The organism is Methanosarcina thermophila TM-1 (assembly GCF_000969885.1).
In the GTDB taxonomy this organism is placed as follows: domain Archaea; phylum Halobacteriota; class Methanosarcinia; order Methanosarcinales; family Methanosarcinaceae; genus Methanosarcina; species Methanosarcina thermophila.
This window is the reverse complement of record NZ_CP009501.1, coordinates 2773132-2798051: the sequence shown is the minus strand read 5'-3', so window position 1 is coordinate 2798051 and position 24920 is coordinate 2773132. Positions and strand designations below refer to the sequence as shown.

The window sequence follows — 24920 nt, the reverse complement described above, 5'->3', positions numbered from 1 at the left end:
CGGGGATATTAACCATTTATACGGCGTGTTTACCTGTTCTTAACGGTATCATGTACCTGTTTGATAAGTGGCTTCTCCTTTAAAGAATATGGGTATGCGGTAGATTATATAAGCAGCAGGTCTGCAAGTTACACAATCTGTAAAAAATAAATTTCAATATTAGAGTGAGTACATGGAAAAATTAGCAAAATTTAAGGCACTTGGACTTTCTGACAGCATGTTAAAAGCCCTTAAAAAGAAAGGGTTTGAAGAACCAACCCCAATTCAGGAAAAAGTTATCCCGCTTTTTTTGAAAGGAAATTGTGATATTATAGGGCAGGCTCAGACAGGAACCGGTAAAACAACGGCTTTTGGAGCCCCCATTATAGAAAAAATCCCCGAAAAATCAGGTTATGTACAGGCAATAATCCTGACTCCGACCCGAGAACTGGCAATCCAGGTTTCAGAAGAACTAAACTCCCTGAAAGGAGACAAAAAGCTGCATATCTTCCCGATATATGGAGGACAGTCCATGACCCAGCAGCTCAGGATGCTAAAAAGTGGGGTTGATATCGTTGTGGGAACTCCTGGAAGGGTAATAGACCACCTTGAGCGGAAGAGCCTGAACCTTGAGCACATTAAATATTTCGTACTGGACGAAGCCGACGAGATGCTCAATATGGGCTTTATTGACGAAATTAAAGAGATCTTAAAGGCAACCGGACCTGAGAAGCGCATGCTTTTCTTTTCAGCTACAATGCCGAAACCCATCCTTGGCATCGCCAAAAAATACATGCGGAATTATGAGTATGTTGCCATTGAGAAAGAAGAACTTGTTGCAAACCTGACCGAGCAGATCTACTTTGAGGTTCATGAGAATGACAAATTCGAGGCCCTGTGCAGAATTATCGATATTGAGGACGAATTCTATGGGCTTGTGTTCTGCAGGACAAAAACCGATACCGCTCAACTTGCCCAGAAACTTGGAGACAGAGGATACACAGCCGATGCCCTGCACGGCGACCTTTCCCAGAATGAAAGGGAGAAGATCCTGAACCGGTTCAGGAAGCAGAAGATAAATATTCTTGTAGCAACCGACGTTGCAGCCCGCGGTATCGATATAATGGACCTGACCCACGTTATCAACTATTCCCTGCCTCAGGACCCAGAATCCTACGTGCACAGGATAGGAAGGACGGGCAGAGCAGGAAAGCAAGGAACTGCAATCACTTTCGTGACATCCACGGAATACAGGCGGCTCACTTATATTAAAAAGACGTCAAAATCTGAAATGAAGAAAGGTCGAATCCCCGAGATAAAGGACGTAATAAAAGCCAAACGAGCAAGAGTAAAAGCCGAACTCGAAGACATTATAAAAACTGAGGAATATGGCGACTGCCTTGAAATGAGCGAAAAGCTCCTTGACGAATACCCAGCCGAAAAAATTTTGGCTGCCTTGTTGAAGTACGCTTTCAAGGAGATGTTCGATGAAAGCATGTACGCAGAAATTTCTAGAAGCTCATACGTCGACCGGAAAGGCAAAACCAGGCTTTTCATTGCCATGGGTAAAGCCGACGGCATGACTCCCGAAAAGCTGTGCGAGTTCATACAGGAAGAAACCGGAGAAAAGGATCTGATGATCAGAGATGCCGAAATATTCCCACACTTTTCCTTCGTAACAGTGCCCTTTGCTCAAGCCGAAGCCCTGCTAGAGATCTTCAAAGACAAAAAGAGAGGTAGAAAACCTCTTGTAGAACTTGCCCAGAGATCAAGGGGGAGAAACTCAAGGGATACCAGTGAATCTCGCAGCAGCATGCGCAGCGACACTCCTCGCAGCAGTTACCGCAATAGCAGCGGAAATTACGCAAGAGAAACAAGAACTGAGAGGAGAAGTTATTCTTCATACTAATTCATTTCTTTTTTCAGGATTTCCGAGACTATAAAGTTTCGAGAAATCCATTAAACTTTAGAATAAATCATTTTAGTTAGACTCTTATTCCAAATAGATCTTAAAATCTTGAATATCTAAATCTCTGATTTGAATATCTAAATCTCTGATTGATCTTATGCTTTACATATCCCTAAAGAGCATATGAGTAAATGAGATCTGCAAAATGAAATCTCCACAAAAGGAAATTGAATCATTTAATGCAGTAAAATCCAGCCTGCATGTAAGAGTACCAGAATAACTCTACAGTGCGGAATCCTGTTTCTCTCAGGAGCTTTAGATGTTCTTCAACAGTTATGGGAAAATACTCTGTGTCAAAACGCTTCAGATTTTCCTCTATTTCTTCTTCAGTTCTGCCGTGAACAACCTGGAAATTATGCCAATATCGTTTTCCTAGAATAATACCTTCTTCGGTAAGTGGCCTGATATTCTCAAAGGTAATGTAAACCCCGCCTTCTTTCAGAAGATTATAACATACAGCTGTAGCTTTAGCCCTATCCTCGCGGGAAAGGTAGTGATGGCACTGTATTGCAGTTATAACGTCCGGCTGCTCCTCCAATTCCTGAGAAAATTCCTGAGTAGTCGATGCTTCCAGAAATTCCAACCTGTCAGCAAGGCAGGATGACAGTTTTTTTCTTGCTTGGCTCAGCATACCTTCCGAAGGATCAAACAAAAGGAATTTTGTAGCCGGAAATTGCCTGACTGCTTTATTAACAAGAGATCCGGTTCCACATCCTGTATCCAGCCATATTCTCGGGCTGGATGGCAAAGATTTGATGAAATTAATGGTTTCCTGATGAAAACATGAGTAGTAAGGGAGGATGCTGAAAATTCGTGCATCGAAATCCTCAGGGAGATGAGAAGTGAAATTCTTTGCAGATTTTTCAGGAGACATGGTGACAGAATCCTTTTTAATCGTTAGTGACTGAACTGCTTTTAGTTTTCATAAACAGAGATAATTAATGTTTTCCCTGCAGTTATCGAAGGAGTTGCTTTTTCAATCCCGAGTTCAGTAACCATTAGATATACGTCAGCTTTCATTCCGTCTTCATCAAGCTTTTTAGTGTCACAGCGATCCGTACAGCCATTCAGGGCAAAAGTCTTGAAGCCATATGATACTGCTGCATTCTCAACCGCATCAACCCCTTTGTGGGCAGCCGCCGCCCCGAAAAATATTAGAAGAGAAATTCTAGAAATTCTAAAAATGGGAAATGAGTTGAGTCAGTCCAACTCAAGCTGAGTTATCTCAACGTTAAGGTTTGCAATCTCAAGAACAGCAACTGTTGATTTTCCAGAAAGCACGCCCGAGGATTCTCCCGGATTTATCACTGTAACCCCTTCGATAATTTTAACATTCGGCTCATGGGTATGGCCCCGGATTACCACATCAAATTCCCCTGATCTGGCAAGTGCTTTTACCATAGCTTCATTTGTCCCATGCAGGAGGGCAATATGCAGTCCGTCAATCGTCAGATCTCCGAAATCCCCGCAGGAAACAGCTCCGATTTCTTCAAACCGCTTTGTAAGTGTTAGTTTATCGCCATCATTATTTCCAAACACAAAATAGAGTTTTGGCTTCAGTTCCTCAAAGGCTCTTACAGTAAAAGGAGAAATAATATCACCTGCATGCAGCACCGCTTTTACTCCCCTCTCATTAAAAAATTCCACCGCTTTCCGGAGGGCATTCATGTTATCATGCGAGTCTGAAAGAATCCCTATCAAATGGTCCCACCTCTTCTATTAAATATCCCTATCTAATATATGGCTGGGTCTACTAAAAAGAATTTGCTAAAACAGATTTTTTGGAGTCTTCTTTAAGAATTGAGATTATAAGTGAAACTTACTAGTAAAATTTTAAAAATTGCTTTTATAATCAGGTTTTAGATCCAGGTTTCATACTTAAACCGGAGATATATTTTCATTGTTACACTGGAAGAAATCCTCATCACGGAAATAATTACTTTTAAATACGAGTTGCTGGTATTATTGGAATAATCCCGGGAGAATATCCAGAGACTCTTAATAGAACATATTCTGGGAAATCCTGAAAGAGTAACTCAGGAGAGCTTCTGTTAAATCTAGATAAACAGTATAATTTCGTGTAGAATTCCATGTAGAATTTAACCAATCGGTTTAATTAATGAATCAGGATGGTAAGTTTAAGTAGTGAGTAAAAATGAAGGCTATAACTCTCCTGAGCGGTGGGCTTGACTCGGTCGCTGCGCTTGCAATAGCTGCGAAAGATCATGACATTGAGATGGCTATTACCTTTGATTACGGGCAGAGAGCCAGAGAAAAGGAAATTGCGTACTCGCGCAAGGTATGCGAATATTACGGGATTGAGCACAGGGTTATAAAGTTAGACTGGCTTTCGGAAATAACATCTACATCCCTTGTTAACAGGGATCTTGAAGTTCCATCCATATCACTCGAGGATATTGACGAAGGAGCACCTGCAGAAATTACAGATGCTTCTGCAAAGGCAGTCTGGGTTCCAAACAGAAACGGGGTAATGCTCAATATCACAGCTAGTTTTGCTGAGAGCAGGAAATGTGATTACATTATAGTTGGCTTTAACGGTGAAGAAGCCAGAACCTTCCCTGACAATTCTCTTGCATATGTGCAGGCAATGGAAAAGGCTTTTTCATATTCTACCCAGAATGGCGTAAAAATCCTGGCTCCTCTGGTTGAACTTGGAAAAACCGAAATTGTCAGAAGAGCTCTTGAGGCAAAAGCTCCTCTTGAATACAGTTGGAGCTGCTATCATGAAGGAGAAAAACCCTGCGAAAAATGTGAGAGCTGCGTGCGCCGAGCACGTGCATTTGAAAATGCAGGCGTAAAAGATCCTCTTCTCAAAAGGCTTGGAATCTGAGCGAGAAGAGCCAGTCGATGCCATAGAAGTGGATTAAGAAAGAGTTACAGGAAGACCTGCAGAAGATTAAGAAAACCTGTGAAAAGCTTCCAGGATACCATCAGAGAAACTTACAGAGAGAATTCTATGAAGTGCATTATCTTACCTGAGAAACTCGATTATGACGGAAGCCAGATTTCCTCTCTCTGGGCTTACAACAATTTTGGAGTTCAGGAAGACTCAGTTGTAGTTTTTAGGGGAGCCTGCGACGTGAAAATCGAGCATATGATTGACCTTGAGGACCGCCGAGCAAATGAATCAATCTTGTCCGAAGATATGATAAGTTTCATTATAGAACATTTTGATTCTACTGACCTGAAACTGGTCTATACCCGGCAGCGGCTCTTTACAGCCCTTGTGAGAGAATACCTTGCGGATATTGGTGTGCAGACAACGAGGGAAGGAGATGACCTTTTCCTGAAAGGGAAAAAGCTAACAGTCTCGATTGCCAGCACCTCTGCAGTTTCTCAGAAAATCCATTTTGGGATTAACGTTTCTCATGATGTATACGGGAATCTGAAAGAAGCCGGGATAATAGATGATAGACAGATTGCAAGCTTCATGCAAGCAGTAGGGGAGGCTTACGTCCGCGAGTTTGAAGATATAGAAAAGGACCTGAGAAAGTCAAGACCCCTGGGGGTGGTATAATGTCAGCTTCAGAGATTATCTCTGCCCCTATAAGAGAAATTTTCTGCTCTGTCCAGGGAGAGGGTCCATATCTTGGCGTAAGGCAGGCTTTTGTCCGCTTTTCGGGTTGCAACCTCAATTGCAACTACTGTGATACGGACTTTGCAAATCCTGGAACCTGCAATTATGAGAAGGTGGAAGGGAGCGGCTACTTTGAAAAAATCAAGAACCCTATAAGTGTTACCCATCTGGAAGCTATGCTGCAGCCTTTTAAACATCTCCATTCAGTCTCCCTGACCGGAGGAGAACCTCTACTGTACGCAGATTTTATAAAAAAGCTGAATATAGCCTCGCCGCTTTATCTTGAGTCCAATATGACCCTGCCTGAACAGGCAAAGAAGCTGAGCGAAAAGGTTGCTTATGTTTCAGGAGATTTCAAACTTCCTGAATCGCTCAGGGGTATTGGACGTGAAGCCCGGAAAGAACACATGGAAAATACAGTAGAATGCTTCAGGCTTTTAAGAAAAACCCATTCAAGGGATTGTTTCTGCAAGATCGTAGTGAACAGAGATACGGAGCTGGAAGCCATAAAGCGGGCTGTAGAAGCCATAGCTCCTTATGTGTCCTGTGTAATCCTCCAGCCTGAAACTCCGATTGGTCGTGACCTGATGAAGCCTGGTTCTATACAAGCATCCGTAAAAAGTATTATGGAGTTGCAGAAGAGCCTGCTTGAAATTATAGACACACGAGTTATTCCACAGACACACAGGATGTGGGGTTGCTTATAACTTTAAATGAGAAGAGTAAAAGAGCATCAAAATTAGAAAAATGAATGGTAAAATGCTTAACTAAAACGGGGCGTATTATAAATGGCAAAAATGAGACTGGGAGTTATTGATTATATCGATAGTGCCCATTACCTTCCAGGGCATGGAAAATGCGGAAGAGTACATGGGCATACATATAAAATCGAGGTCATAATAGAAGGAGAGGTAAGAGAAAATGGGATGGTAATAGACTTTTATGACCTGAAGAAGGGAATAAAGGAAACCCTGCAAGAATATGATCATATGCTGTTAAATGATATCCTTGAATTTCCCAGTTCAGAACACCTTTGCCTGCATATTCACTCCCGCCTCTCGGAAAAGTTTGGATTCCCCCTCCTGGTCAGAATCTGGGAAGGAGAAGGAAAATGGTGTGAAATGGACAATTTTTCATAATGAGCAAACCTGGTACTTACTTTGATATTAAGTGAATATTATATAATTTGATTGATATTAATATATAATATAAACTCTATAAGCTCAAATGGCCAGGAGCTCAGGAGAGTACTTCCAGATTCTCCCGGATTCCTGAGAAATTCCAAAATGTATATCAAGGGGCGCATCATAAATTTGGTTAGATATCCTGAGATCCTCCTTGTACTGAGGTTCTGCTGTACTTTTAAAGATCCCCTGTACTGAGGTTCTGCTGTACTTTTAAATTCCGAATGGAGGAAAACGCATTTGCCTGAAGAAAATAATCTTATATGTTGTGATATTGACAGCCCTAAATTTGAAGAGGAGCTCCTGAGAAAGATTGCCGAACATCCCTGCTACGACAGAAAAGCCCAGCACAAGTACGGGAGGATTCATCTGGCTGTGGCTCCATCATGCAATATACAGTGTAACTTCTGCGTCAGGGATTTTGATTGTGTAAACGAGAGTCGCCCGGGAGTTACTAGCAAAGTTCTTACTCCACAGGAAGCCCTTGAGAAGACGAGGCAGGTCATTAAAGATTATCCATTCATCAAGGTTGTCGGGATTGCAGGCCCTGGCGATCCTCTTGCTAATAAAGAGACCTTTGAAACCTTTGAATTGATAAAAAAGGAATTTCCTGATCTCACGCTCTGTATGAGTACAAACGGACTACTTCTTCCCGAAAAGCTGGAAGATATTCTGCGCGTGGGAGTTTCTACATTAACGGTAACGATAAATGCAATCGATCCCGAGATCCAGGCAAAAATCGTGGATCATATAGTCTATCATGGAAAGATTTATAAGGGAATTGAAGGCGCAAAAATTCAGGTAAAAAACCAGCTTGAAGGCGTCAAAGCGGCTGTTGATGCAGGCATAGTTGTCAAGGTTAACACTGTACTCATTCCGGGAATTAATGACAAACACGTGGTTGAGATTGCCAGAAAACTCAACGAACTCGGGGTTTATATAATGAACATCATGCCCCTTATCAGCCAGGGAGCCTTTGCAAATATTGAGCCTCCTACTCCAGAAGAGCGAAAAGCTGCTCAGCAGGCATGTGAACCTTACGTCCTGCAAATGCGTCACTGCAGGCAGTGTAGAGCTGACGCTTACGGACTTCTTTCTCAGGACATGTCACAGATGAGCGAAGAACGCAGAAAGCTTATAAAAATCCAGACAAAAGAAGATGCCGAAAGGGCAAGAAAAATCCTTAAGGAAGACGGAAAACAGAAAGCTTAAGGGTAGGAGCCCGATAACTGCAATATCACACAATTACCGTCAGGCATTTTAGCACTGGAATTGGAAAAGAGTCTCAAACCAGAATTCTGGATGAGAAACCTTCGAGGCGGAGCAGGAACACTCCGCTTCTCAGATCTTTTTTAAAGACGCGCTTAAATCGTACTTAAAAAACGTTACTCAATTGTGATTGCATTGTTGGGGCAGGCGTCCTCGCATGAGCCGCAATCAAGGCATTCACTTTCATCTACTGTTGCAATACCATCATCGTTGAGGGAAATTGCAGCGGCAGGGCATTCGTCTACACAGCTTCCACAGCCAGTACAGAGGTCGACATTAACTTTTGCTACCATGTTTTTCACTCCTGATCTTTTTAGTAAGAGATCTTTATATATTTGAAAATATAAATTAGGTTGCCTAATAGGATACACGAACTTAATAAAAAGCTATCGCTTTTCTCCTTTGAAACAAAGAAAAAAAGAGATAAAGGATAAGCTGAATAGGTACTCACCGAAACATCTCAGAGTATCTTTCACAGGGAAAGGTTTGTAAGCTATAGAAGCTCTTGATAGCTTAGTAACATTATTATTTGTACCCGTATATTCACACATGAATCACTTATTTACCTGAGTTTGTGCTACTAATAGATTATACCGGTAGTACTGATTAGCCATAAGTATTTGCTAATGGTTATTCGTACCAGTACTGATTATTGTTTTTACCTGTATGCTGATTACCTGCATCTGTATTACTATGTACCCGTATCAATTTAAAAAACAAAAGGAAGCCTGACATTGAACCTAGAAGAGCTCGCAGAAAGGATAAAAACCTTTGAAGGGGTTACTCGAAAAAAACAGATTGAGGACATTGTTTCAATTTTCGAGGCCGTCCGCCCGGAATATAAGAACGCAATTGTTGATTTTGGAGACGATGCAGCAGTTATCGATATAGGAGGAGACGATGTTATCCTCTTTGCGGCAGATGGGATATGGGGAAGGATACTGGACGCCAGTCCCTGGTGGGCAGGCTACGGAGCTGTAGTTGTGAATGTAAACGATATTGCAGCAATGGGTGGAAAGCCCCTTGCTATGGTGGACGTAGCATCCTCAAGTTCCGATACTGCTTGCAGAGAACTTATGGAAGGGCTGGCTGAAGGAGTAAGGAAGTTCGGGGTTCCGGTTGTAGGCGGCCATGTCCATCCTGATACGGAGTATAATTCCATTTCAGTTGCTATTATCGGCATAGTCAAAAGAGATTGTGTGATTCGGAGCGACACCGCCCGTCCCGGAGAGCTTGTTATAGCGGCTTACGATATGGACGGAAGAATTGGACCAAATTCCCCTTACAGCTGGGATACGACCTCTTTTAAAACGCCAATGAAAATAAGGGAAACTTATCTCGTCACCCAGAAAATTGCAGCGCGAAAACTTGTCACTGCAGGCAAAGACATAAGCAATCCCGGAACTATAGGTACGCTTGGGATGCTCTGTGAAACGAGCAAAGTTGGCGCAACCGTAGACCTCGAAGCCATCCCAAAGCCCGATAACGTGGATTTTGAGCAATGGCTTAAAATGCATCCCGGAACAGGTTATGTATTTACTGCAAAAGCAGAAAAAGCAGAGGAATGCATAAAGGTTTTTGAAGAAGCTGGGCTTACTGCTGCCGTTATCGGAAAAATTGAGGCAGGCTCGAAACTCGATATATATGATAAAAGCGGTAGAGTAACAGTATTTGATTTCTCAAAAGAAAGTATTACAGGTATTGGTTCTGAATAAAACTTTTTCTTAAAAAATTTATCAAAAAGCAATAAGGCATTCCTATCCGTATTGCGATTCGAGATTTATTTTCCCCAGGCCACGGGCCTGAAGAAATTTAAAGAGGTAAGCAAAATTCAACTGGATTACCTGAAAGATTAGCGAGATTATTGACTTTCTACCCAGGCTTTCATTTCTTCGTAGAGGAACTTTTCGGCTGCCTGAACCTTCTCCAGTGGACCGCGCAAAACCAGGAGTTCCCTTTCTTCGCTGTTTGCTATGTCGACAAAAACTTTCCTGGTTAAAGGTTCGAGACCGAATTCTTCAACAATATCATAAATAATAGATACAACCGTGCCTGGAGGGATTATAAGGTCGTATAATTCTTCAGTTGGTAAATCATCGCTTTTTTCGGCTTTTTCTTTTTCAAGCTGCTTTGAAGCAATTAATTCTTCCAGATTCAATGTTTTATGCATTTAAGTCACCTTTTTGTTTTATTACTTATAACTTCTGCCAGTTTTATCAGTTTCAGTCAAAAAAACCGATTTAACTATAGCAAGCAGGGCTTTTTGTTTTTTTATTGTTGAGGCAATGGCAATTATGTCACAAACGTACATCGGGTAAGAGAAATATAAGCAGACTTCTTTTTATATCAATTTATGATAAGACATAATCATATTTATGATTGATTCTCAAAGGCATTATCTGCCATGAAGCGAATATTCAGCTCTCGAAGTATAGCTCTGGAACTATGAATATACCCCAAAAATCAATAAACTAAATAAAATTCCAGACATAATTGGATATAAATTGTTGAAAGTAAGTCAGGAATAAATCAAGTCAGGAATAAATCTACAGAAAAGAACTGCTATAAAAGAAGTATAAAAAGCAACAAATATAAAAGAAGTATAAAAACAACAAATAAAGTAATAATAAGTTAATGCGAGGGAAAAGGTTCTAAGCTAGCCTGTTCTAAGCAAACTTTATCTGAGATGAAAATCTTTTATAAGAGGGTAGAAATGCAACAGTATAAATTAAAACGCGGTTTTAAACCTGATATTGACAGGATTTACTCGGTAATGAAAGAGTGCTTTCCCGGGGAGATCTCCAGAGACGCAGGTGTCCTTGAGACTTCCTATGGAGCTATGTCAAAGATAAAAGTCTGGATTGATAATAAAAGGCTATTTGTGGATACGGTTTCCGACAAAACTGTAACTGATGACGAGATTATCCTGCAGACAAATAAGGTCTTCAGGGATTTTCTGTATAAAGCGACTGGATACACAGCAAAAGAACGCGTAAAAATGGCAAAGAAAGATGTCGGAGGAGATTAAAACTCCTGACGACCTAACACTGTTTTGAAACTTTGAGATTTCTGTTATTTTGCAATCCTTAGCTTGAGGTATCTTTTTGAACACCGATTTTCTTGAAAAACTAAAAAGTTTTGAGATTCCAACCTGCCTGCGGGTCTGCTGCGGAACCGACGGTTCGGTGACATTCCTCCTGGAGATAATGACCAGGCAGCCGGTGAGCGTGACTACTGAGTCCCAGCACATCATCAAAGCCGATAAACCAATTGCTGATCTTCTCGATGTGGAAGAAGGCAGTGAAGTAAACGACCGGGCAGTATGGCTCTCTGCAGGCGGCACAGTCTTTGTCTATGCAAGATCCCTCTCTCCCCTGGAACGAATGCCTGATACCATGCGGGAACAACTCATGCGGGCAGACATCCCTATCGGTCGTATCCTGCGCAGCCACAATCTCGAAACCCGGCGCGACATGGAGGAACTCGAAATCCTTGAAGGCGAACCAACCTTCGACGGCATATCTGTACTTTCCCGTTCCTACAAAATAGTTCACAACAACCGCACTCTCATGTGGATCAACGAGCGCTTCCCGATCGATGAGCGCTGGTGCTTATAAAGGAAAATAAAAGATATAAAGAAAAGATCAGACTAAGTAATAAAATCGAAATATTCAGGCTTTTTTTGAAACCCGTTTCCCAAATTATTTTAATTTTGTCCACAAAATTTCCAGTAGACATAAGAGATTTTTCAAATGTTAGTGATATCAGTCGAAAGGTTTATATCTCTGGTGTGATATTTTGGAGATGCTCTTAGAATAATAGTGCCTTGGTGGCTTAGGGGTATAGCGCGTCCTTGGTAAGGACGAGGTCGCGGGTTCAAATCCCGCCCGAGGCTCTTTTAATTTTTGTTTCTTTTTTAAATTTCATCTTCTTCAGATTCAACGATCTCTTTGCTGAGATATCTGGATAACTGTACGCATTTCATACTGAAATCTTATTTTTGAACCTATAGAATTTTAGTGTTCCGTAGCAGTTTAAGAATCCTACAATCCTCAGAGTTTAATCCAGATTCAGGATTGAAACCTAGATAAAACTAAAAAAAAAGAAAAAGCTATGAACAGAACTGAAAATCAGTTCTGTTTTTTCCACCTGTAATATCTCCAGAACTTGACCCTTATTCTGCCTGGGATTAAAAACTAACTGCGGAGCAGGGAACAGAGCTATCCGTTTGTTACCCTTCTTCCTCTTCAGGAATCATGAGCTCTTCATAGCACGTTACACAGATGCATTTTTCGTCAGGGGATACTTCTTTAAGGTCTATCTTCGGACCACTGGGTTTTAGGGTTCCTACCCTTAATACATAGAAGTGCTCACCGAACTCGACTGGCTGTCCGCATCTGGAACATAAGAAGGGTGGATACTCGACCGATTCAACTGCACACTCAATGCATATCAAATCGGAATTATCCCCGCGAACCTCCTCGAACTTTATTGGTATCATATCCTGGCTGGTATCGACGACCGGCACATTTTCCAGCAGTTCCCGACCGCAGATATTACAAAATTTTTTCATTTTGGCGCATCCCTTCATTATGTCTCCTTTATTCTCTAGGAATTTCTCACAAAATCCTGTACCGCCTCAAGGGGTTTTAATGTTGATTTTAGTGCTTCCCCGTTTTTGCAGCTAATTTTATTCCCCATTTCAGCCCCTAATATAATTATATAAATTAAATATTTAAAAATATTATTATTTAAATTATTATTTGATTTAATCCCCTCACAAAGGCTTCTACAGTTCACCGTAAAGCTCACCGTTCAGGGAATTAAAAGGGAATTTCTTGAGGAGAATTTGAACGCTGGAAATTCCTGGCATACTAAATTGCCAAAAATTAGTATAGGTAAATGAATGGATTCTTTAACGCCAGAGGCAGCCTATTGGCATCCATGCATCCATAATAAACATCATTTCCATGAATTTTAAAAATAATCAGTGTTTACAATTAAAAATAACAATCTTTAAAAAAATGTGAAAAAAGGTGTGAAAAAAGGTGTGGCAAATTGCTTGAATTTATTAACTCTTGACAACTACCTGTTCAAGAAAACAAACCCACAGGATTTGTCCTATATACCGGAACGGCAGTTATGATTATTTTCTACTCTGTTTTATTATGTAACGTCCCTAAATTTATGATCTAAAATATTTTGATAGTCCATCTTAAGTTTAAGATGGACGTATCTGAATTCTAATTGTAGAGAGTGTACACAAATATACAGTTGCGACATGCATCCTATCTTCGGCAGGTAACTCATTATTTTCCTTGTAACTTACTGATTGTTTTTTATATATTTGCCTATGATAGGATACTTGATTATATCGGAATAATGGTATAAAATTTCTAAAGAAAATCTGTTTAGAACCTGTGCTCAGAATATGCTCAAGGTAAAATATAACCAGCCGTCTGATGCAGGTTACATCAAAGTGTGAGACTTATAATTGATGTTTTATCATAGTCAAGGCTTTATGAGATTAAATTTCAGAATCTCCTGTACTCATAAAACCTGCATGGATTCCAAACCGGGATCAGCAATTTAAAAATGCAGGATTATATTTACCAAATCTGAATTTTTTTAGGGAAATAGTCAAAGAATAAAATTAAATGTTCGGTTTATAATACTCTGTTTTTATTTATTATAGTTATAAAAATAAAATATTTAGAAGATTCCTAACCACACCCTTTATTTTATTACAGACAAATGAATACATATTTCATTTTAGTGATTGATAGAAGTTCTATAAATTGTACTCCAGCGTATAATAGTTTGAAAAAGTATGGCTAGCAGGTACTTCCGGAACTAAGCACACGTGAGAACAAGCTAGAATTGAGAGGAGATCCTTTAAAGTAAGGAGAACAGGAAATGACTGATGAGAAACGCACTATTTTGATTTATTACCATGATGATAACGATGGGAGTTGTGCAGCTGCTGTCGCTGCGAATTACTACGACAAAAACGAATTTTCCATAAAGTTTGTTGCTATAAACTACGGAAAGGAGTCATGGACTGAGGAAGAAATAAACGAAGCTGAAAAAGTGTGGCTTGTTGATTTTTCAAGTGACAGAATGGAAGAATTCGTAAAGATTTGCGGGTCTAAGCTGATATGGATAGATCATCACAGGACTGCTATGGAAAAGTTCCCCGAACTGTGGGGCTCAAGCAGTATTCCGGGAATTCGGTCTCTTGAAAAGGCAGCCTGCATGCTTACATGGGAGTACACTCATCCTGAGAATATTTCGCCCCCTCCGGCTGTTGCCTATATAGGGGATAAGGATATGTGGACGTTTGAATACCCGGATACAAGGGCATTCAGTGCAGGTTTCAGCCTGATGGTCAAGACTCCTGACGATCCTGTGTGGGACGTGCTTCTTGGTTCGGAATACGAAGAAACCGTAAATAAAATGATCTCCATTGGTGAATTGCTCCTGGAGGCTCAAAAGTACAAACTTCAGAAAGCCTTCGATCGTGGGATTGATTTTACTTTTCATAATTGGAGAGCCAGGCTTGTAAACACTACAGGGAATATTTCCGAGCTAGGGGAATTCATCTACAAGAAGCCTGAATATGATATTGCTGTCATGTGGCAGGCAGTAGAAGATATGGTAGTATTCAGCCTGAGGTCTGATTCAGAGAACCCGAATTCACCTGACTGTGCCAAGATTGCCCAGCAATATGGCGGCGGAGGGCACAAAAATGCTGCAGGATTCCAGAAGAAGAATATTGATTTTCCACGCCTGTTTTTCACATGAAATATTACCTCAGCGTTGCAGAGATCACATTTTACCATAATTCGAGGTTTTTCTGGGCATAAGGCAAAAGGAGTTCCAGACATCCTGAAAACCCAGATTCTGGACTTCTTATTTTTCATCATCTTTTTTAAAAATAATTATTCCAAATGCATGTGAGTAATACCCTGATAAAGTAAAAAAGTATTAGAGAGGATTAAACAAAAGGATCAATCCAGGTTTATGTTTGATCATCCTTCAAAGGACATGATCGTGCTCGATTCTATACACTTCGGCAACTGCATTGATATCATTGAGATTCTTTACTGCAATACTACCTCTGACCTGAACGTCAGGTCCCTCGATAATAGTTCGGATTTTCATCCCTTTTGCTTCAAGCTCAGCACTTACTTTTTCAAGGATTGAATCCGGCTCCAGAAAGACTCTAACATCAATATAATCATCAGGTGCAGTTTGAAGTTTGTTCATTACTACCGATGTCAGTTCAGCAGAATATTTTGTCGCGGTCACTGGTGTCCCTCCCGTATTCATATTAATCGCCTTTCCATAAATAACTGGCTATCTTGACGTGCTCTAAAAAACACTATCAATCGAGGATAATGGGAAAGGTTTTCCCCCAGAAATTGATCTCAAAAATCCGGATTCATTGGGACTTGAACTTGTAAATATTCTTGTAGAACAGATCGAAGGCTGTATTGAGCTTCCAAAGGATGGCAAAACAAGATTGGTAATATGGTTTAACAATAGAGGATAAAAAAGCAATAGATGAATGAAAAGATGATTGCTGAGATTTCACTGCTTTATCTCTGCCCATTTATTGCCTGAATGGATATTGTTTAATTACCTGCTTATTATTTCACTACTTACTTCTCCTCTCATATGAATGAGAGAAAATCACTTTTTCTACCAGAGTTTTAAACTGGGTTTTAAAACCTGGTTTTCCTTTTTTCCAGCACTTTAAATATGATTTTGTTAGGTATTTTTCAGTTGTAAGTACAAACAAGGGAACCTTTATCTCTAAAAGTTTGTTCACTCCCATTTAGTTTATACTAGAAAGGTCTGCAAAATGTTGGAAAGCATTATCATAGAAAATAAAAAAGTTAAATAAATAAAAGAATAATTAAAATTTTAAAGTATTGAATAATATTAGATAATGGCTCTGTAGAAATCCTCTAAATTCTGTTTTTACCCAAAAATTATAAAAATAAAATTGTAAAAATGCTCCTTAATTTTTTTGTCCACACAAAAAACAAAGGAGCAATTGCTATTGTCATCAAATAAGTATATTAAATTTATTGATCTCAGTCTTAAAACGGTTCAGTCTTCCAGACTGAACCTTTACTCCTGCAAATATTCCAAACGTGTTTATACTCAACATCAGCTTCTTGTTCTTGTTTTATTGAAGGAGTATATAAGTACAGACTACCGTGACTTTGTAGAACTTGTTGACCTCATGAACAGTATAAAGGAAAAACTTGACCTTGATAAGGTTCCTCATTACACTACTCTTCAAAAGTTTGTGTCCAGAATTCCCTCTTCATTGTTTAACCTAATTTTGTCAAAAACTCTAAAACTATTTTACTCACATGGAGAAAAAGTTCTCATTACGGCAATTGATGCAACAGGATTTACGAGTTCTTATGCAAGTCATTATTATTCTAAGAGAACAGGGAAGCTCCGAAGGAGCTTCCTTAAAACTTCAATATCAGTAGACACTATTAAAAAAGTAATATTAGGATGGAAAATTAGCCAAAAAACAGATCATGATGTCAAGCATGCAAAGACTCTGATAAGACAATCAAACAAGTCAAGAAAGTCTCAATGTTATGTGATGGATAAAGGATATGATTCCGAAGAAATTCATACTCTAATAAGAGAAGAGATAAAAGCAGATTCAATAGTACCTTTGAGAGAAAGAAAAAGAAAGAGAATAAACGGAAAATATAGAAAACAATTAAACAAAGACTTTGATAAGATCAAATACAATAGAAGGAATATAGTAGAGACAATAATATCTGTTGTAAAAAGAAAATTTGGAGAAACATTAAGAGCAAGAAAGGTTAGAAATCAAGTAAAAGAAGTAAAAGTTAAACTAATAGTCTATAATATAAACAAAAAAGTAATACAATTATTATGGATTAAATTAAGGATTTCTACAGAGCCTAGATAATAATATTTTATAAGTATAGAGAAAATTGGATTATGAAGAATCGGAATGGCGAAAAAAGCCTGAATTGTAATATAGCAGGTGAAAAGCTTAAAAGAAATAAATTAAAGGGAAGTTAAAGCCACTGTTTTAGCTCCTCAGGCTGTAACATCCTTTCGAATAATGTAAGCAACCATCTCAGGGTTAAGTTTGCTTTCCCTTGAGATCTTTTCCTCAATAGCCTCAGTAGATTTACCTTCAGTTTTGAGTTCTCTTATTTCTTCAATGATTGACGAAGGAATGCGGTAATACTCGTTTATGTCCTTCCTGTGGCCCCAGACATCACCCTCGATGAGCTGGATACGCTGCATTTCAAGGAACATTTCTATAGATTTAGAAACCGTACGCCTGTAAGATTTAGGAAGCTGTATAACTTCAATCTTCGGACAGTTCTCAACCAGCGAAAATATATCCTTATTTGAGGGTCTGAAAGCCAGATGCACTACCCTCTCATTTGGATTCAGTGTAAAGATCTCGTCTCTTGAACTCACAACCCTTATTTTCAAAGTTAATCCTCCAGATTTACCTATTTTTTTTGTATGATAGTAAAAAATCCTTCATTAAATATTTTTCTATCTTGCTTGAATCATTTAAAAACAATTTTTATTTTTGTTTTTTCGGATATTTTTGTAAAATTAAGATCTAAATAACAAAAATCAATATGTAGAACAGTGTTTTTAACAAGACATAACGAAATATTTGGGAACATTTTACAGGATACCTGCAGAGCAAAACTTACAAAAATCCGATTTTTTTACTGAAAATTATCTATTTTCCTTTAAGTCAGGGCAGTTTTAAATTTTTCAAAATTAGCTAAAATTTCAAGATGAAACTATATTTTAAAATTGGTCAGTATTTCAAAATTAATTGATATTTTAAAATTACATAATATTCAAGAGTTAACTAAGATTATAGAATTATAGAATTTTTAGAAATTAACTGAAATTTTTGAAATTAGCTGATAATAAAAAGTCAACTAATATTTAAAGGGCTTATCTAAAAAGCAATTATAAAAAAATCGATCTGAAATGAGAATTTACGGAAGAGGAAGACCCACTCCATCGGAAATAACTTAAATCGCACCAGGATCAAAACACCGGAATTCATGCCTGGAAAATCGCACAATTTTTATAAAATGTCGTATTCATTATACTCCATATACTATTTTGAAGAGGCTCGCGCATGGAAGATCCTGTTATCTCAAAAATAAAAAGCCAGTTTGATAAGAAAGGAAATCCAGCAAAGATTCCGCTGATGAACGGGAAACGTTTTTTTGAAGCTCGGTCCGAAGTGGATGGAGTCTATGTTGACAACCTGAAAAACCAACCATTTCTTCCCTGGGAAGTCTTTTCCGAAGCTGTTAACTTTATAAGGGAAAATGGTGGGAAGGTAAAAAAAGGAAACGCGACAAATTCGAGATTGGGAGACTCTAACCTTGGCCTTGACACACTTGAAGGTCATATTGCGAGCAAAGTCTATGGCTGCAGTATAGGCGATACTGTAATTAAGAGAGTAACCCCGATAGCTTCTATTCTTGCCTGGGCTGGAATCTGTGAAAACGCCAGGGGGCAAATAAGTCTTCTCTCTAATGAAAAAGAGCCACAGGCTTCTTATGGTGAAAAAGAAATCTCCCCGGCATTTACTGCTCAGGAGGACACAGAGAGTTTAGGGTCGAATTCCCTTGGTTCCCAGCCTGATCACAAGCAGCCTGAATGGAAAAAGCTGGAGGTCGAACTTGAGGAAAAAGTCCAGAGAATAAAAGCACTTAGTGAACAGGTTAAAGGCAAAGAAGAAGATCTGGAAAGATTAAAAAAAGAGCTTGAAGCGCGCGAAAAGCTTCTTCTGGATAAAGATTCGGAACTGCGATCCCTTCAGGAGCAATTGGCGGATAAAAATGAAGAAACTATGAATCTTGAATCCAGGCTCATCGAAAAAGAAGAAAAGATAGAAAGACTTATTGAGGAACTCAAGGAGAAAGGAGAAAAAATAAACATCCTTGAGGAGAAACTTCTGGAAAATGAAAAAGAAATCGAAGATCTTAGAGAAAATATCTCCATAAAAGATAAAGATCTTAAGACGCTGGCTGAAGATGTCATCTCAAAGGCTGGGGAAATAAGAAAAATTGAAGAAAAACTTACCAGGAAAGAACAGAAAATAAATACATTGGAAGCTATGCTTGTCACGGCTGAAGAAAAAATAAATAAGCTTGAGAAACAGCTTTCAGGCTATGAAGGAGAAGAAAAACTGTTAGTCCAGCTTAAAGAAAAAGAAGAATTCATAAAGCAGTTAAAAATGACACTTGCAAGTAAAGAAGAAGCGTTTTCAAAGCTTAGTGAAGAGAACCGAAGATATCGGACGCAACAGAAACTTGCATCTGAAGGGCTAAAGCAGATAGAAGAACAGAAAGCCTCAAGAAAATGGTGGAAACGCCTGTAAGCCGCAGGAAGCGGAAACAGGAGCTTCTATTTAAACTTTATTCATTCGTGGCTGTTCTGAGCTCGGTGTAAGGAATGAACTGTGAAGCAGGTGGAGAATCATATCAGGACTAATTTTCCTTAGATTCATAACCTCCCCGATAATCTCTTCCTCGGTTTTTCCCTGAACTTTTAATTCTTTAATTTTTTCAAGTACATAAGCGGGTATTACAAAATAATTATTAAGATCATGCCAGTGCCCGCTGACATCTCCTTTTACAAGATGAATACCTGAAGAAGCAAGGTACATTCTGATAAACTTTGAGAGTCCATCATAGGAAGATGCGGGAAGTTGAAGTAATTCTATGCCTGGACATGCCTTGACCAGACTGAAAAGATCCTTAGCCGATGGTCTAAAAGCAAGGTGTACTGCCTTCTCATCTGCTCTAAGGCTGGAAATTTCATCTCTATTTGTCACGACTCTAATTCGTACACTACCTAGCCCCATTTATGCTCCCACTCATATCTAAGCATGGATCATTTATTTAATTTTGTGTTTCAGTCTTTCTGATCAAATTTCAGCATGATGATAAAATTGATCAAAGTTTACTAAAAAAAGAAATAGTTATGAATAAGAATGCTGGAAGAGTGCCAGATCTGAGCCCCTGAGAATAAATATAAACTTATTCACTCAGAAGATCGGATATCGGTTAATCAGGACTTTCCTCAAAATTCTTTCTTAAGCTTTATGCTCAACCCTGCCGCAAGAGCCTGCCCGAAGGAAATACATCCGTCTCCACAGGGAACCTGGTGATGAGCCAGAAATTCAAAACCTGCTTCTTTAACGTTTCTTGCAATGCACGAGGTAATGTGATCATTATAGGCAACCCCACCACTGAGGCCTATCTTCTCAAGTCCCTTTTTTGCCGCAAGAGAGATGGCAATTTCTGATATTCCTTTCGCAAGGTTTTCCTCAACCGCAAAAGCAAGATCAGATGAGGAATACTTTCCGGAAAGTTCATATACCCCCAGAAGAAGTTCGGTTGTGTCAAGTACATGAACACCTGTATTCCTGTCTTTCTTGATGATCACAGGAAGGTCTACGGCATGTGTACTCATTCTCGCGGCAGATTCCAGTTTCATTGCCGGTTCCCCGTCATAGGTTCTTATTCCGCAGATCCCAAGCATTGCAGCAGCTGCATCAAGTACTCTGCCTGTACTGCTGCTTTGAATGACATTTACCCCTGTCTCAAGCTGTTTCATTACAGTTGATAACTCCATAGTTCCTTTCGGAAAAGTAAGGGGAAGTTTTTCAAGCTCTTCTCTCCCCAGTTTCCCGAAAAGAATGCCCAGAACCATTCTTGATGGTATTTTCGATGCGAGGTCTCCCCCAGGCATTGGCTGGGGAAGTAAATGCCCAATGCGTTCATGTCCTAAATAAGAAGATTCAAAAAGTTCTCCTCCCCAGATAGCGCCGTCGCTGCCGTATCCAACGCCATCAAGGGCTATACCAAGAATCTTTGAATCCAGAGGCAGGGAGTTGTCAGCCATAAGTGCGAGCATGTGGGCAATATGATGCTGAATTTTAAGTGTATTCTCTCCTCCCATCTTCAGCGCATAACGAGTTGTGTTAAAAGCGGGATGCAGGTCACAACTCCAGCGAAGAGGTTCGATTCCGGTAAGCTGGATAAGGTGCCTGACAACCTCGGAATGATATTTGAAGGTTTCCACATGGCTGGTATTGCCGATATACTGAGAGATATAGGCAAATTTTCCTTTTGCTACAGTAACCGTGGAGTTCATCTCAGCTCCTACGCCAATGGAAGCCTCGACCTCAAAAGGCAGTTCTACAGGTTCGGGTACATAGCCTCTTGAACGCCGTATAAAGGCTGCTTGCCCATTTACAATCCGGATAACAGTATCATCGTTCCGGTTTGCAACAACTCTATTATGCAGCAGGAAATAATCGGCAATCCCCTTAAGTTTTTCAAGCGCTTCTTTATTTTCTATGACCATAGGCCTCCCTGGCAGATTTGCCGAGGTCATGACATATACGGCATCAGGCATGCGGTCAAAAAGCAGAGTCTGCGTGCCTGTATAGGGGAGCATTACACCGATGTTGTGCAAACCAGGAGAAACTGATTCAGCCAAATTGAATTCCTTTGACTTGGGAAGTATAGTAATAGGGCGGCGGTAAGATGATAGATACGTCCCTCCTATACCTTCAACCTCTGCAAAAGTTTCCACAACCCGAGCGTTATTTGCCATAACTGCAAAAGGTTGTTCCGGACGCTTTAACCGTCTTCTGAGTTCCTTTACAGGTTCCTCTTTTCGCGCGTTACAGGCAATATGAAAACCTCCAAAACCTTTTATAGCAAGGATAAAACCTTGCTGGAGGAAATCCGAGGCACATGCAATTGCTTTATAGCCTTTTGCCAGTACATTCCCCTCGGAGTCCGAAAGCCAGATCTCCGGCCCGCATTTTGGGCAGCAGACAGGCTGGGCATGGTACCTTCGATTAAGAGGGTCAGTATACTCTTTCTCACACTCTGGGCAGAGAGGAAAATCTGCCATTGAGGTGTTTTTTCGGTCATAAGGGAGGGATCGAACAGTCGTATATCGAGGACCGCAGTTTGTGCAGACTGTAAAAGGATAATGATAGTACCTCGAAGAAGGATCAAAAATTTCAGACTTGCACTGTTCGCAAATAGCCGTATCGGGGGGAATTATGGAATTTTCAAAAACTCCAGATTCACTGGGCAAAATAATAAATTCAGAATACCCGGAAACAGGGACATTTTTTGTTTTGATTTCCGTAATTTTAGCGAGAGGGGGCTTTTTTTCCAGAAGATCTGCAAGAAAATTATCAAGGCTTTCCAGGTTCCCTTCCAAAAGAATTTCCACATAGTTTCCCAGATTTTTCACATATCCGAAAAGTCCGTGAGCCTTTGCAATCTGATATATAAAAGGGCGAAAGCCTACCCCTTGCACAGTACCGGTAATATGGAGAAGCCTTGCTTCGTTTTTCATATAAAATAAAGATTGAGCTTGTCGTTAAAATAGCTTTCTAAGTAATTAAAAGCGTTCAGCAGTATTACTAGTAGATTAAAATTTTGAACTGATGTTTTAAAATTAAACATATGCGAGATTAAACTAAATGATAGCAGGAAATAGTGTTTACCAAAAACAAGTGTAAAAATTACATGAGGTATAAAAAATTACATGCTAGATTCAGATAATCTTATATAAAACAAGAGTTTGTGACTGGTTTCAGGACTATTCATATCCTGAAATTCAGGTCACATAAACTCGGGATAAATTGTTTTTATTATAATGATGAACCCCATAATCATCATTAAAAGGGAAATTCTCCAGGCCACCTGTAACAGGCGGGCCTGGTTTTCGGGTTCACCTAATTTATATATTGCTCTTTCAACCAGATTCGGTCGGTCGTTACACGCTGCCATGCTCAAATCAGGATTACTCTCTAATTCTTGCCTTGATTCTCTTCAGCCTGAAGGTGTTTTCCCTTTCCATTTCTTCAAGGGCGAAACGGATGTACTTCATGGTTTCAATGAGCTCGGGAATGACCTTGAACTCGAGAGCGTTTACACGTCTCTTGGTCCTCTCGATTTCATCAAGGAGCCTTTTCATTGTTGTTTCCAGCTCTGCAGCGGTAATGATCTTTTCTACAAGGTCCTCATAGGCATCAGCAGTCTCGTCGATATACGAGTTTGTCCCGATAATACCGTAGCCTCTCTCGTAGAGGGATTTGCGAACTCCAGTAGAGCTGATCCTTGGCACCACAACACCCATAATGTTGTGCCCTGAAAGCTGGATTTCAGGAGACTCCTTTGCTGTAAAGGCAGTTGATCGGACTGCAATCATTCCATTCACAGCAGAGGCTAGATTGATTTTTTCCGTACTTCTTGCATAGGCAGCATCCAGCTCGGTTCTGACGTTCCTTGCTTCGTTAAGGATCTTGAAGAACTCAAGAATAAGACCATCCCTTTTCATCTTCAGGAGCTTGTGCCCGCTTTCAGACAGCTTAATCTTTTTCTTGAGATTAATTAGCTCCGACCGAGTTGGTTTTACGTCCTGCTGAGCCATGGCAATCACTTACTCTTTCTGTGCGCTGGGTGATACTTCTGGATATATTTGTTGTCAATCCTACCCAACTGGTTCTCAGGAAGGTGAGTGAGAATCTGCCATCCAATCTCCAGAGTCTCTTCGATTGACCTGTTTTCGTTTCTTCCCTGACGGACAAACTTGTCCTCAAAGAGATCTGCAAACTCGAGGAACTTGGTGTCTCTTTCGGACAGAGCTTCCTTACCGACGATTGCCACGAGACCTCTAAGGTCACGCCCTTCTGCATAAGCTGCATACAGCTGGTCAGAAACCGCCTTGTGGTCTTCCCTTGTCTTGCCGGCTCCGATACCTGAGTTCATCAGCCTTGACAGGGACGGCAGCACATTAATTGGTGGGTAAATACCCTTCCTGTGCAGTTCTCTGGCAACCACGATCTGGCCTTCAGTAATATATCCTGAAAGGTCAGGAATCGGGTGGGTAATATCGTCACCAGGCATTGAGAGAATTGGAATCTGAGTAACTGATCCCTTTGCACCTTTGACAATACCTGCACGCTCGTAGAGGGTCGCAAGGTCAGTGTACATATAACCTGGGTATCCACGACGTCCAGGCACTTCGTTACGGGCGGCACCCATCTGACGGAGAGCCTCTGCATAGTTGGTAATGTCAGTCAAGATGACGAGAACGTGCATGCCATGCTCGTATGCCAGATACTCGGCTGCTGTGAGAGCCATACGTGGGGTGACTATACGTTCGACAGCAGGGTCATCTGCCAGGTTCAGGAACACAACTGCCCTTTCCAGAGCGCCTGTCTTTTCGAAGTCACTCATGAAGTACTGGGCTTCTTCATTAGTAATACCCATTGCTGCAAATACTACTGCGAAAGCAGTTTCAGAACCGGGCACAGTAGCTTGCCTTGCGATCTGCAGAGCAATTTCATTGTGCGGAAGACCTGATGCTGAGAAAATAGGCAGTTTCTGCCCACGGACCAGAGTGTTTGTCCCATCGATTGTGGAGATACCTGTCTGGATAAAGTCTTTAGGAGGCAACCTTGCATACGGGTTCATTGCAGCTCCGTTAATATCCAGAAGCTGGTCGGGCACAATCCTTGGTCCACCGTCCCTTGGTTCTCCTGAACCGGAGAGGATCCTGCCGAGAAGGTCAATGGATGCAGGAAGCTTCAGGGTTTCTCCGGTGAAGATTACACCGCAATCCTTGTCAAGCCCACTAGTACCCTCGAAAACCTGGACAACCACAATGTCGGAGGAAGAGTCCAGCACCTCGCCTCTGCGAACGGTCCCATCGGGCATTTTAATATTAACGATTTCCTTGTAACCTACAGGCTCTGTTTTCTCGACAAAGATAAGAGGCCCTGCAATCTGAGTGATTGTCTTATACTCTTTTGCCATGC

At 40.4% G+C, this 24920-nt stretch carries 24 protein-coding genes and 1 tRNA gene; 13 read left to right on the top strand and 12 right to left on the bottom strand.

From position 1 onward, the window contains the following. Window positions 1-172: 172 nt before the first annotated feature. Window positions 173-1888: a DEAD/DEAH box helicase gene (locus tag MSTHT_RS12210; protein WP_048168021.1), complete on the top strand. Its 1716-nt coding sequence runs from the start codon at window positions 173-175 to the stop codon at window positions 1886-1888. A gap of 232 nt (window positions 1889-2120) precedes the next feature. Here the strand turns inward: MSTHT_RS12210 and MSTHT_RS12205 are convergent, their stop codons facing one another. From MSTHT_RS12205 to MSTHT_RS12200, 3 genes are read right to left on the bottom strand one after another with little or no spacing between them, the layout of a single operon-like run. Continuing rightward, the gene (locus tag MSTHT_RS12205) at window positions 2121-2822 is read right to left on the bottom strand and encodes a class I SAM-dependent methyltransferase (protein ID WP_048168020.1); all 702 of its coding nucleotides are present in this window, start codon (window positions 2820-2822) and stop codon (window positions 2121-2123) included. A gap of 41 nt (window positions 2823-2863) precedes the next feature. After that, complete coding sequence (locus MSTHT_RS15535; protein ID WP_259274543.1) at window positions 2864-3103, bottom strand: putative zinc-binding protein; 240 nt, start codon at window positions 3101-3103, stop codon at window positions 2864-2866. A 45-nt stretch (window positions 3104-3148) separates the two neighbouring features. Beyond that, complete coding sequence (locus tag MSTHT_RS12200; RefSeq protein WP_048168019.1) at window positions 3149-3649, bottom strand: metallophosphoesterase; 501 nt, start codon at window positions 3647-3649, stop codon at window positions 3149-3151. Window positions 3650-4103: 454 nt separating this feature from the next. Between MSTHT_RS12200 and queC the strand changes: the two genes are divergently transcribed. The 5 genes from queC to nifB all read left to right on the top strand — a co-directional run bounded on the left by queC (window position 4104) and on the right by nifB (window position 7942). Continuing rightward, a complete protein-coding gene (queC, locus tag MSTHT_RS12195) occupies window positions 4104-4799 on the top strand; it encodes a 7-cyano-7-deazaguanine synthase QueC (protein WP_048168018.1) in 696 nt (231 codons plus the stop codon). 126 nt (window positions 4800-4925) lie between these two features. Next, entirely contained in the window at window positions 4926-5486 is a 561-nt protein-coding gene (locus tag MSTHT_RS12190) for a DUF366 family protein (RefSeq protein WP_048168578.1), read from the top strand. Continuing rightward, window positions 5486-6253, top strand: a complete 768-nt coding sequence (locus MSTHT_RS12185) for a 7-carboxy-7-deazaguanine synthase QueE (protein ID WP_048168017.1) — start codon at window positions 5486-5488, stop codon at window positions 6251-6253. The genes MSTHT_RS12190 and MSTHT_RS12185 overlap by 1 nt, the downstream gene beginning before the upstream one ends. Before the next feature lie 81 nt (window positions 6254-6334). Beyond that, window positions 6335-6685, top strand: a complete 351-nt coding sequence (gene queD, locus MSTHT_RS12180) for a 6-carboxytetrahydropterin synthase QueD (RefSeq protein ID WP_048168016.1) — start codon at window positions 6335-6337, stop codon at window positions 6683-6685. A 285-nt stretch (window positions 6686-6970) separates the two neighbouring features. After that, entirely contained in the window at window positions 6971-7942 is a 972-nt protein-coding gene (gene nifB, locus MSTHT_RS12175; RefSeq protein WP_048168015.1) for a nitrogenase cofactor biosynthesis protein NifB, read from the top strand. 173 nt (window positions 7943-8115) lie between these two features. On the opposite strand, the gene MSTHT_RS12170 is transcribed toward nifB, so the two are convergent. Next, a complete protein-coding gene (locus tag MSTHT_RS12170) occupies window positions 8116-8292 on the bottom strand; it encodes a 4Fe-4S binding protein (protein ID WP_048168014.1) in 177 nt (58 codons plus the stop codon). A 441-nt stretch (window positions 8293-8733) separates the two neighbouring features. Between MSTHT_RS12170 and MSTHT_RS12165 the strand changes: the two genes are divergently transcribed. Then, entirely contained in the window at window positions 8734-9714 is a 981-nt protein-coding gene (locus MSTHT_RS12165) for a methanogenesis marker 2 protein (protein WP_048168013.1), read from the top strand. A gap of 146 nt (window positions 9715-9860) precedes the next feature. On the opposite strand, the gene MSTHT_RS12160 is transcribed toward MSTHT_RS12165, so the two are convergent. After that, a complete protein-coding gene (locus MSTHT_RS12160; protein WP_048168012.1) occupies window positions 9861-10169 on the bottom strand; it encodes a hypothetical protein in 309 nt (102 codons plus the stop codon). A 543-nt stretch (window positions 10170-10712) separates the two neighbouring features. Between MSTHT_RS12160 and MSTHT_RS12155 the strand changes: the two genes are divergently transcribed. The 3 genes from MSTHT_RS12155 to MSTHT_RS12145 all read left to right on the top strand — a co-directional run bounded on the left by MSTHT_RS12155 (window position 10713) and on the right by MSTHT_RS12145 (window position 11894). Beyond that, a complete protein-coding gene (locus MSTHT_RS12155; protein WP_048168011.1) occupies window positions 10713-11027 on the top strand; it encodes a DUF5611 family protein in 315 nt (104 codons plus the stop codon). Window positions 11028-11103: 76 nt separating this feature from the next. After that, complete coding sequence (locus MSTHT_RS12150) at window positions 11104-11616, top strand: chorismate--pyruvate lyase family protein (protein ID WP_082086841.1); 513 nt, start codon at window positions 11104-11106, stop codon at window positions 11614-11616. Between the two features lie 206 nt (window positions 11617-11822). After that, a tRNA-Thr gene (locus MSTHT_RS12145) sits at window positions 11823-11894 on the top strand. A 336-nt stretch (window positions 11895-12230) separates the two neighbouring features. Here MSTHT_RS12145 and MSTHT_RS12140 read toward each other — a convergent pair. Beyond that, window positions 12231-12572, bottom strand: a complete 342-nt coding sequence (locus tag MSTHT_RS12140; protein WP_231588091.1) for a hypothetical protein — start codon at window positions 12570-12572, stop codon at window positions 12231-12233. A 1343-nt stretch (window positions 12573-13915) separates the two neighbouring features. On the opposite strand from MSTHT_RS12140, the gene MSTHT_RS12135 reads away from it, so the two are divergent. Further along, complete coding sequence (locus tag MSTHT_RS12135) at window positions 13916-14803, top strand: DHH family phosphoesterase (protein WP_048168009.1); 888 nt, start codon at window positions 13916-13918, stop codon at window positions 14801-14803. 234 nt (window positions 14804-15037) lie between these two features. Here the strand turns inward: MSTHT_RS12135 and MSTHT_RS12130 are convergent, their stop codons facing one another. Continuing rightward, complete coding sequence (locus MSTHT_RS12130) at window positions 15038-15310, bottom strand: hypothetical protein (RefSeq protein WP_148704397.1); 273 nt, start codon at window positions 15308-15310, stop codon at window positions 15038-15040. A gap of 757 nt (window positions 15311-16067) precedes the next feature. Between MSTHT_RS12130 and MSTHT_RS12120 the strand changes: the two genes are divergently transcribed. Further along, complete coding sequence (locus MSTHT_RS12120; protein ID WP_048168006.1) at window positions 16068-16970, top strand: IS5 family transposase; 903 nt, start codon at window positions 16068-16070, stop codon at window positions 16968-16970. A 134-nt stretch (window positions 16971-17104) separates the two neighbouring features. On the opposite strand, the gene MSTHT_RS12115 is transcribed toward MSTHT_RS12120, so the two are convergent. Continuing rightward, complete coding sequence (locus MSTHT_RS12115) at window positions 17105-17512, bottom strand: DUF1699 family protein (RefSeq protein WP_048168005.1); 408 nt, start codon at window positions 17510-17512, stop codon at window positions 17105-17107. A gap of 676 nt (window positions 17513-18188) precedes the next feature. On the opposite strand from MSTHT_RS12115, the gene MSTHT_RS12110 reads away from it, so the two are divergent. After that, the gene (locus MSTHT_RS12110; protein WP_048168004.1) at window positions 18189-19442 is read left to right on the top strand and encodes a coiled-coil domain-containing protein; all 1254 of its coding nucleotides are present in this window, start codon (window positions 18189-18191) and stop codon (window positions 19440-19442) included. 30 nt (window positions 19443-19472) lie between these two features. Here MSTHT_RS12110 and MSTHT_RS12105 read toward each other — a convergent pair whose 3' ends face one another. The 4 genes from MSTHT_RS12105 to MSTHT_RS12085 all read right to left on the bottom strand — a co-directional run bounded on the left by MSTHT_RS12105 (window position 19473) and on the right by MSTHT_RS12085 (window position 24918). Then, window positions 19473-19928, bottom strand: a complete 456-nt coding sequence (locus tag MSTHT_RS12105; RefSeq protein ID WP_048168003.1) for a DUF1699 family protein — start codon at window positions 19926-19928, stop codon at window positions 19473-19475. 218 nt (window positions 19929-20146) lie between these two features. After that, the gene (hypF, locus tag MSTHT_RS12100; protein ID WP_048168002.1) at window positions 20147-22450 is read right to left on the bottom strand and encodes a carbamoyltransferase HypF; all 2304 of its coding nucleotides are present in this window, start codon (window positions 22448-22450) and stop codon (window positions 20147-20149) included. A gap of 450 nt (window positions 22451-22900) precedes the next feature. Further along, window positions 22901-23530: a V-type ATP synthase subunit D gene (locus MSTHT_RS12090; RefSeq protein WP_181952194.1), complete on the bottom strand. Its 630-nt coding sequence runs from the start codon at window positions 23528-23530 to the stop codon at window positions 22901-22903. A 5-nt stretch (window positions 23531-23535) separates the two neighbouring features. Further along, window positions 23536-24918, bottom strand: coding sequence for an ATP synthase subunit B (locus tag MSTHT_RS12085; protein ID WP_048167999.1), 1383 nt, complete (start codon window positions 24916-24918; stop codon window positions 23536-23538). Window positions 24919-24920 lie beyond the last annotated feature (2 nt).

What these genes read in the sequence shown, in the direction of transcription:
- MSTHT_RS12210 (WP_048168021.1), top strand. Translation starts at nt 173, where the DNA reads ATGGAAAAATTAGCAAAATTTAAGGCACTTGGACTTTCTGACAGCATG.
- MSTHT_RS12205 (WP_048168020.1), bottom strand. Translation starts at nt 2,822, where the DNA reads ATGTCTCCTGAAAAATCTGCAAAGAATTTCACTTCTCATCTCCCTGAG.
- queC (WP_048168018.1), top strand. Translation starts at nt 4,104, where the DNA reads ATGAAGGCTATAACTCTCCTGAGCGGTGGGCTTGACTCGGTCGCTGCG.
- MSTHT_RS12190 (WP_048168578.1), top strand. Translation starts at nt 4,926, where the DNA reads ATGAAGTGCATTATCTTACCTGAGAAACTCGATTATGACGGAAGCCAG.
- MSTHT_RS12185 (WP_048168017.1), top strand. Translation starts at nt 5,486, where the DNA reads ATGTCAGCTTCAGAGATTATCTCTGCCCCTATAAGAGAAATTTTCTGC.
- queD (WP_048168016.1), top strand. Translation starts at nt 6,335, where the DNA reads ATGGCAAAAATGAGACTGGGAGTTATTGATTATATCGATAGTGCCCAT.
- MSTHT_RS12170 (WP_048168014.1), bottom strand. Translation starts at nt 8,292, where the DNA reads ATGGTAGCAAAAGTTAATGTCGACCTCTGTACTGGCTGTGGAAGCTGT.
- MSTHT_RS12160 (WP_048168012.1), bottom strand. Translation starts at nt 10,169, where the DNA reads ATGCATAAAACATTGAATCTGGAAGAATTAATTGCTTCAAAGCAGCTT.
- MSTHT_RS12155 (WP_048168011.1), top strand. Translation starts at nt 10,713, where the DNA reads ATGCAACAGTATAAATTAAAACGCGGTTTTAAACCTGATATTGACAGG.
- MSTHT_RS12140 (WP_231588091.1), bottom strand. Translation starts at nt 12,572, where the DNA reads ATGAAAAAATTTTGTAATATCTGCGGTCGGGAACTGCTGGAAAATGTG.
- MSTHT_RS12135 (WP_048168009.1), top strand. Translation starts at nt 13,916, where the DNA reads ATGACTGATGAGAAACGCACTATTTTGATTTATTACCATGATGATAAC.
- MSTHT_RS12110 (WP_048168004.1), top strand. Translation starts at nt 18,189, where the DNA reads ATGGAAGATCCTGTTATCTCAAAAATAAAAAGCCAGTTTGATAAGAAA.
- MSTHT_RS12105 (WP_048168003.1), bottom strand. Translation starts at nt 19,928, where the DNA reads ATGGGGCTAGGTAGTGTACGAATTAGAGTCGTGACAAATAGAGATGAA.
- hypF (WP_048168002.1), bottom strand. Translation starts at nt 22,450, where the DNA reads ATGAAAAACGAAGCAAGGCTTCTCCATATTACCGGTACTGTGCAAGGG.
- MSTHT_RS12090 (WP_181952194.1), bottom strand. Translation starts at nt 23,530, where the DNA reads ATGGCTCAGCAGGACGTAAAACCAACTCGGTCGGAGCTAATTAATCTC.
- MSTHT_RS12085 (WP_048167999.1), bottom strand. Translation starts at nt 24,918, where the DNA reads ATGGCAAAAGAGTATAAGACAATCACTCAGATTGCAGGGCCTCTTATC.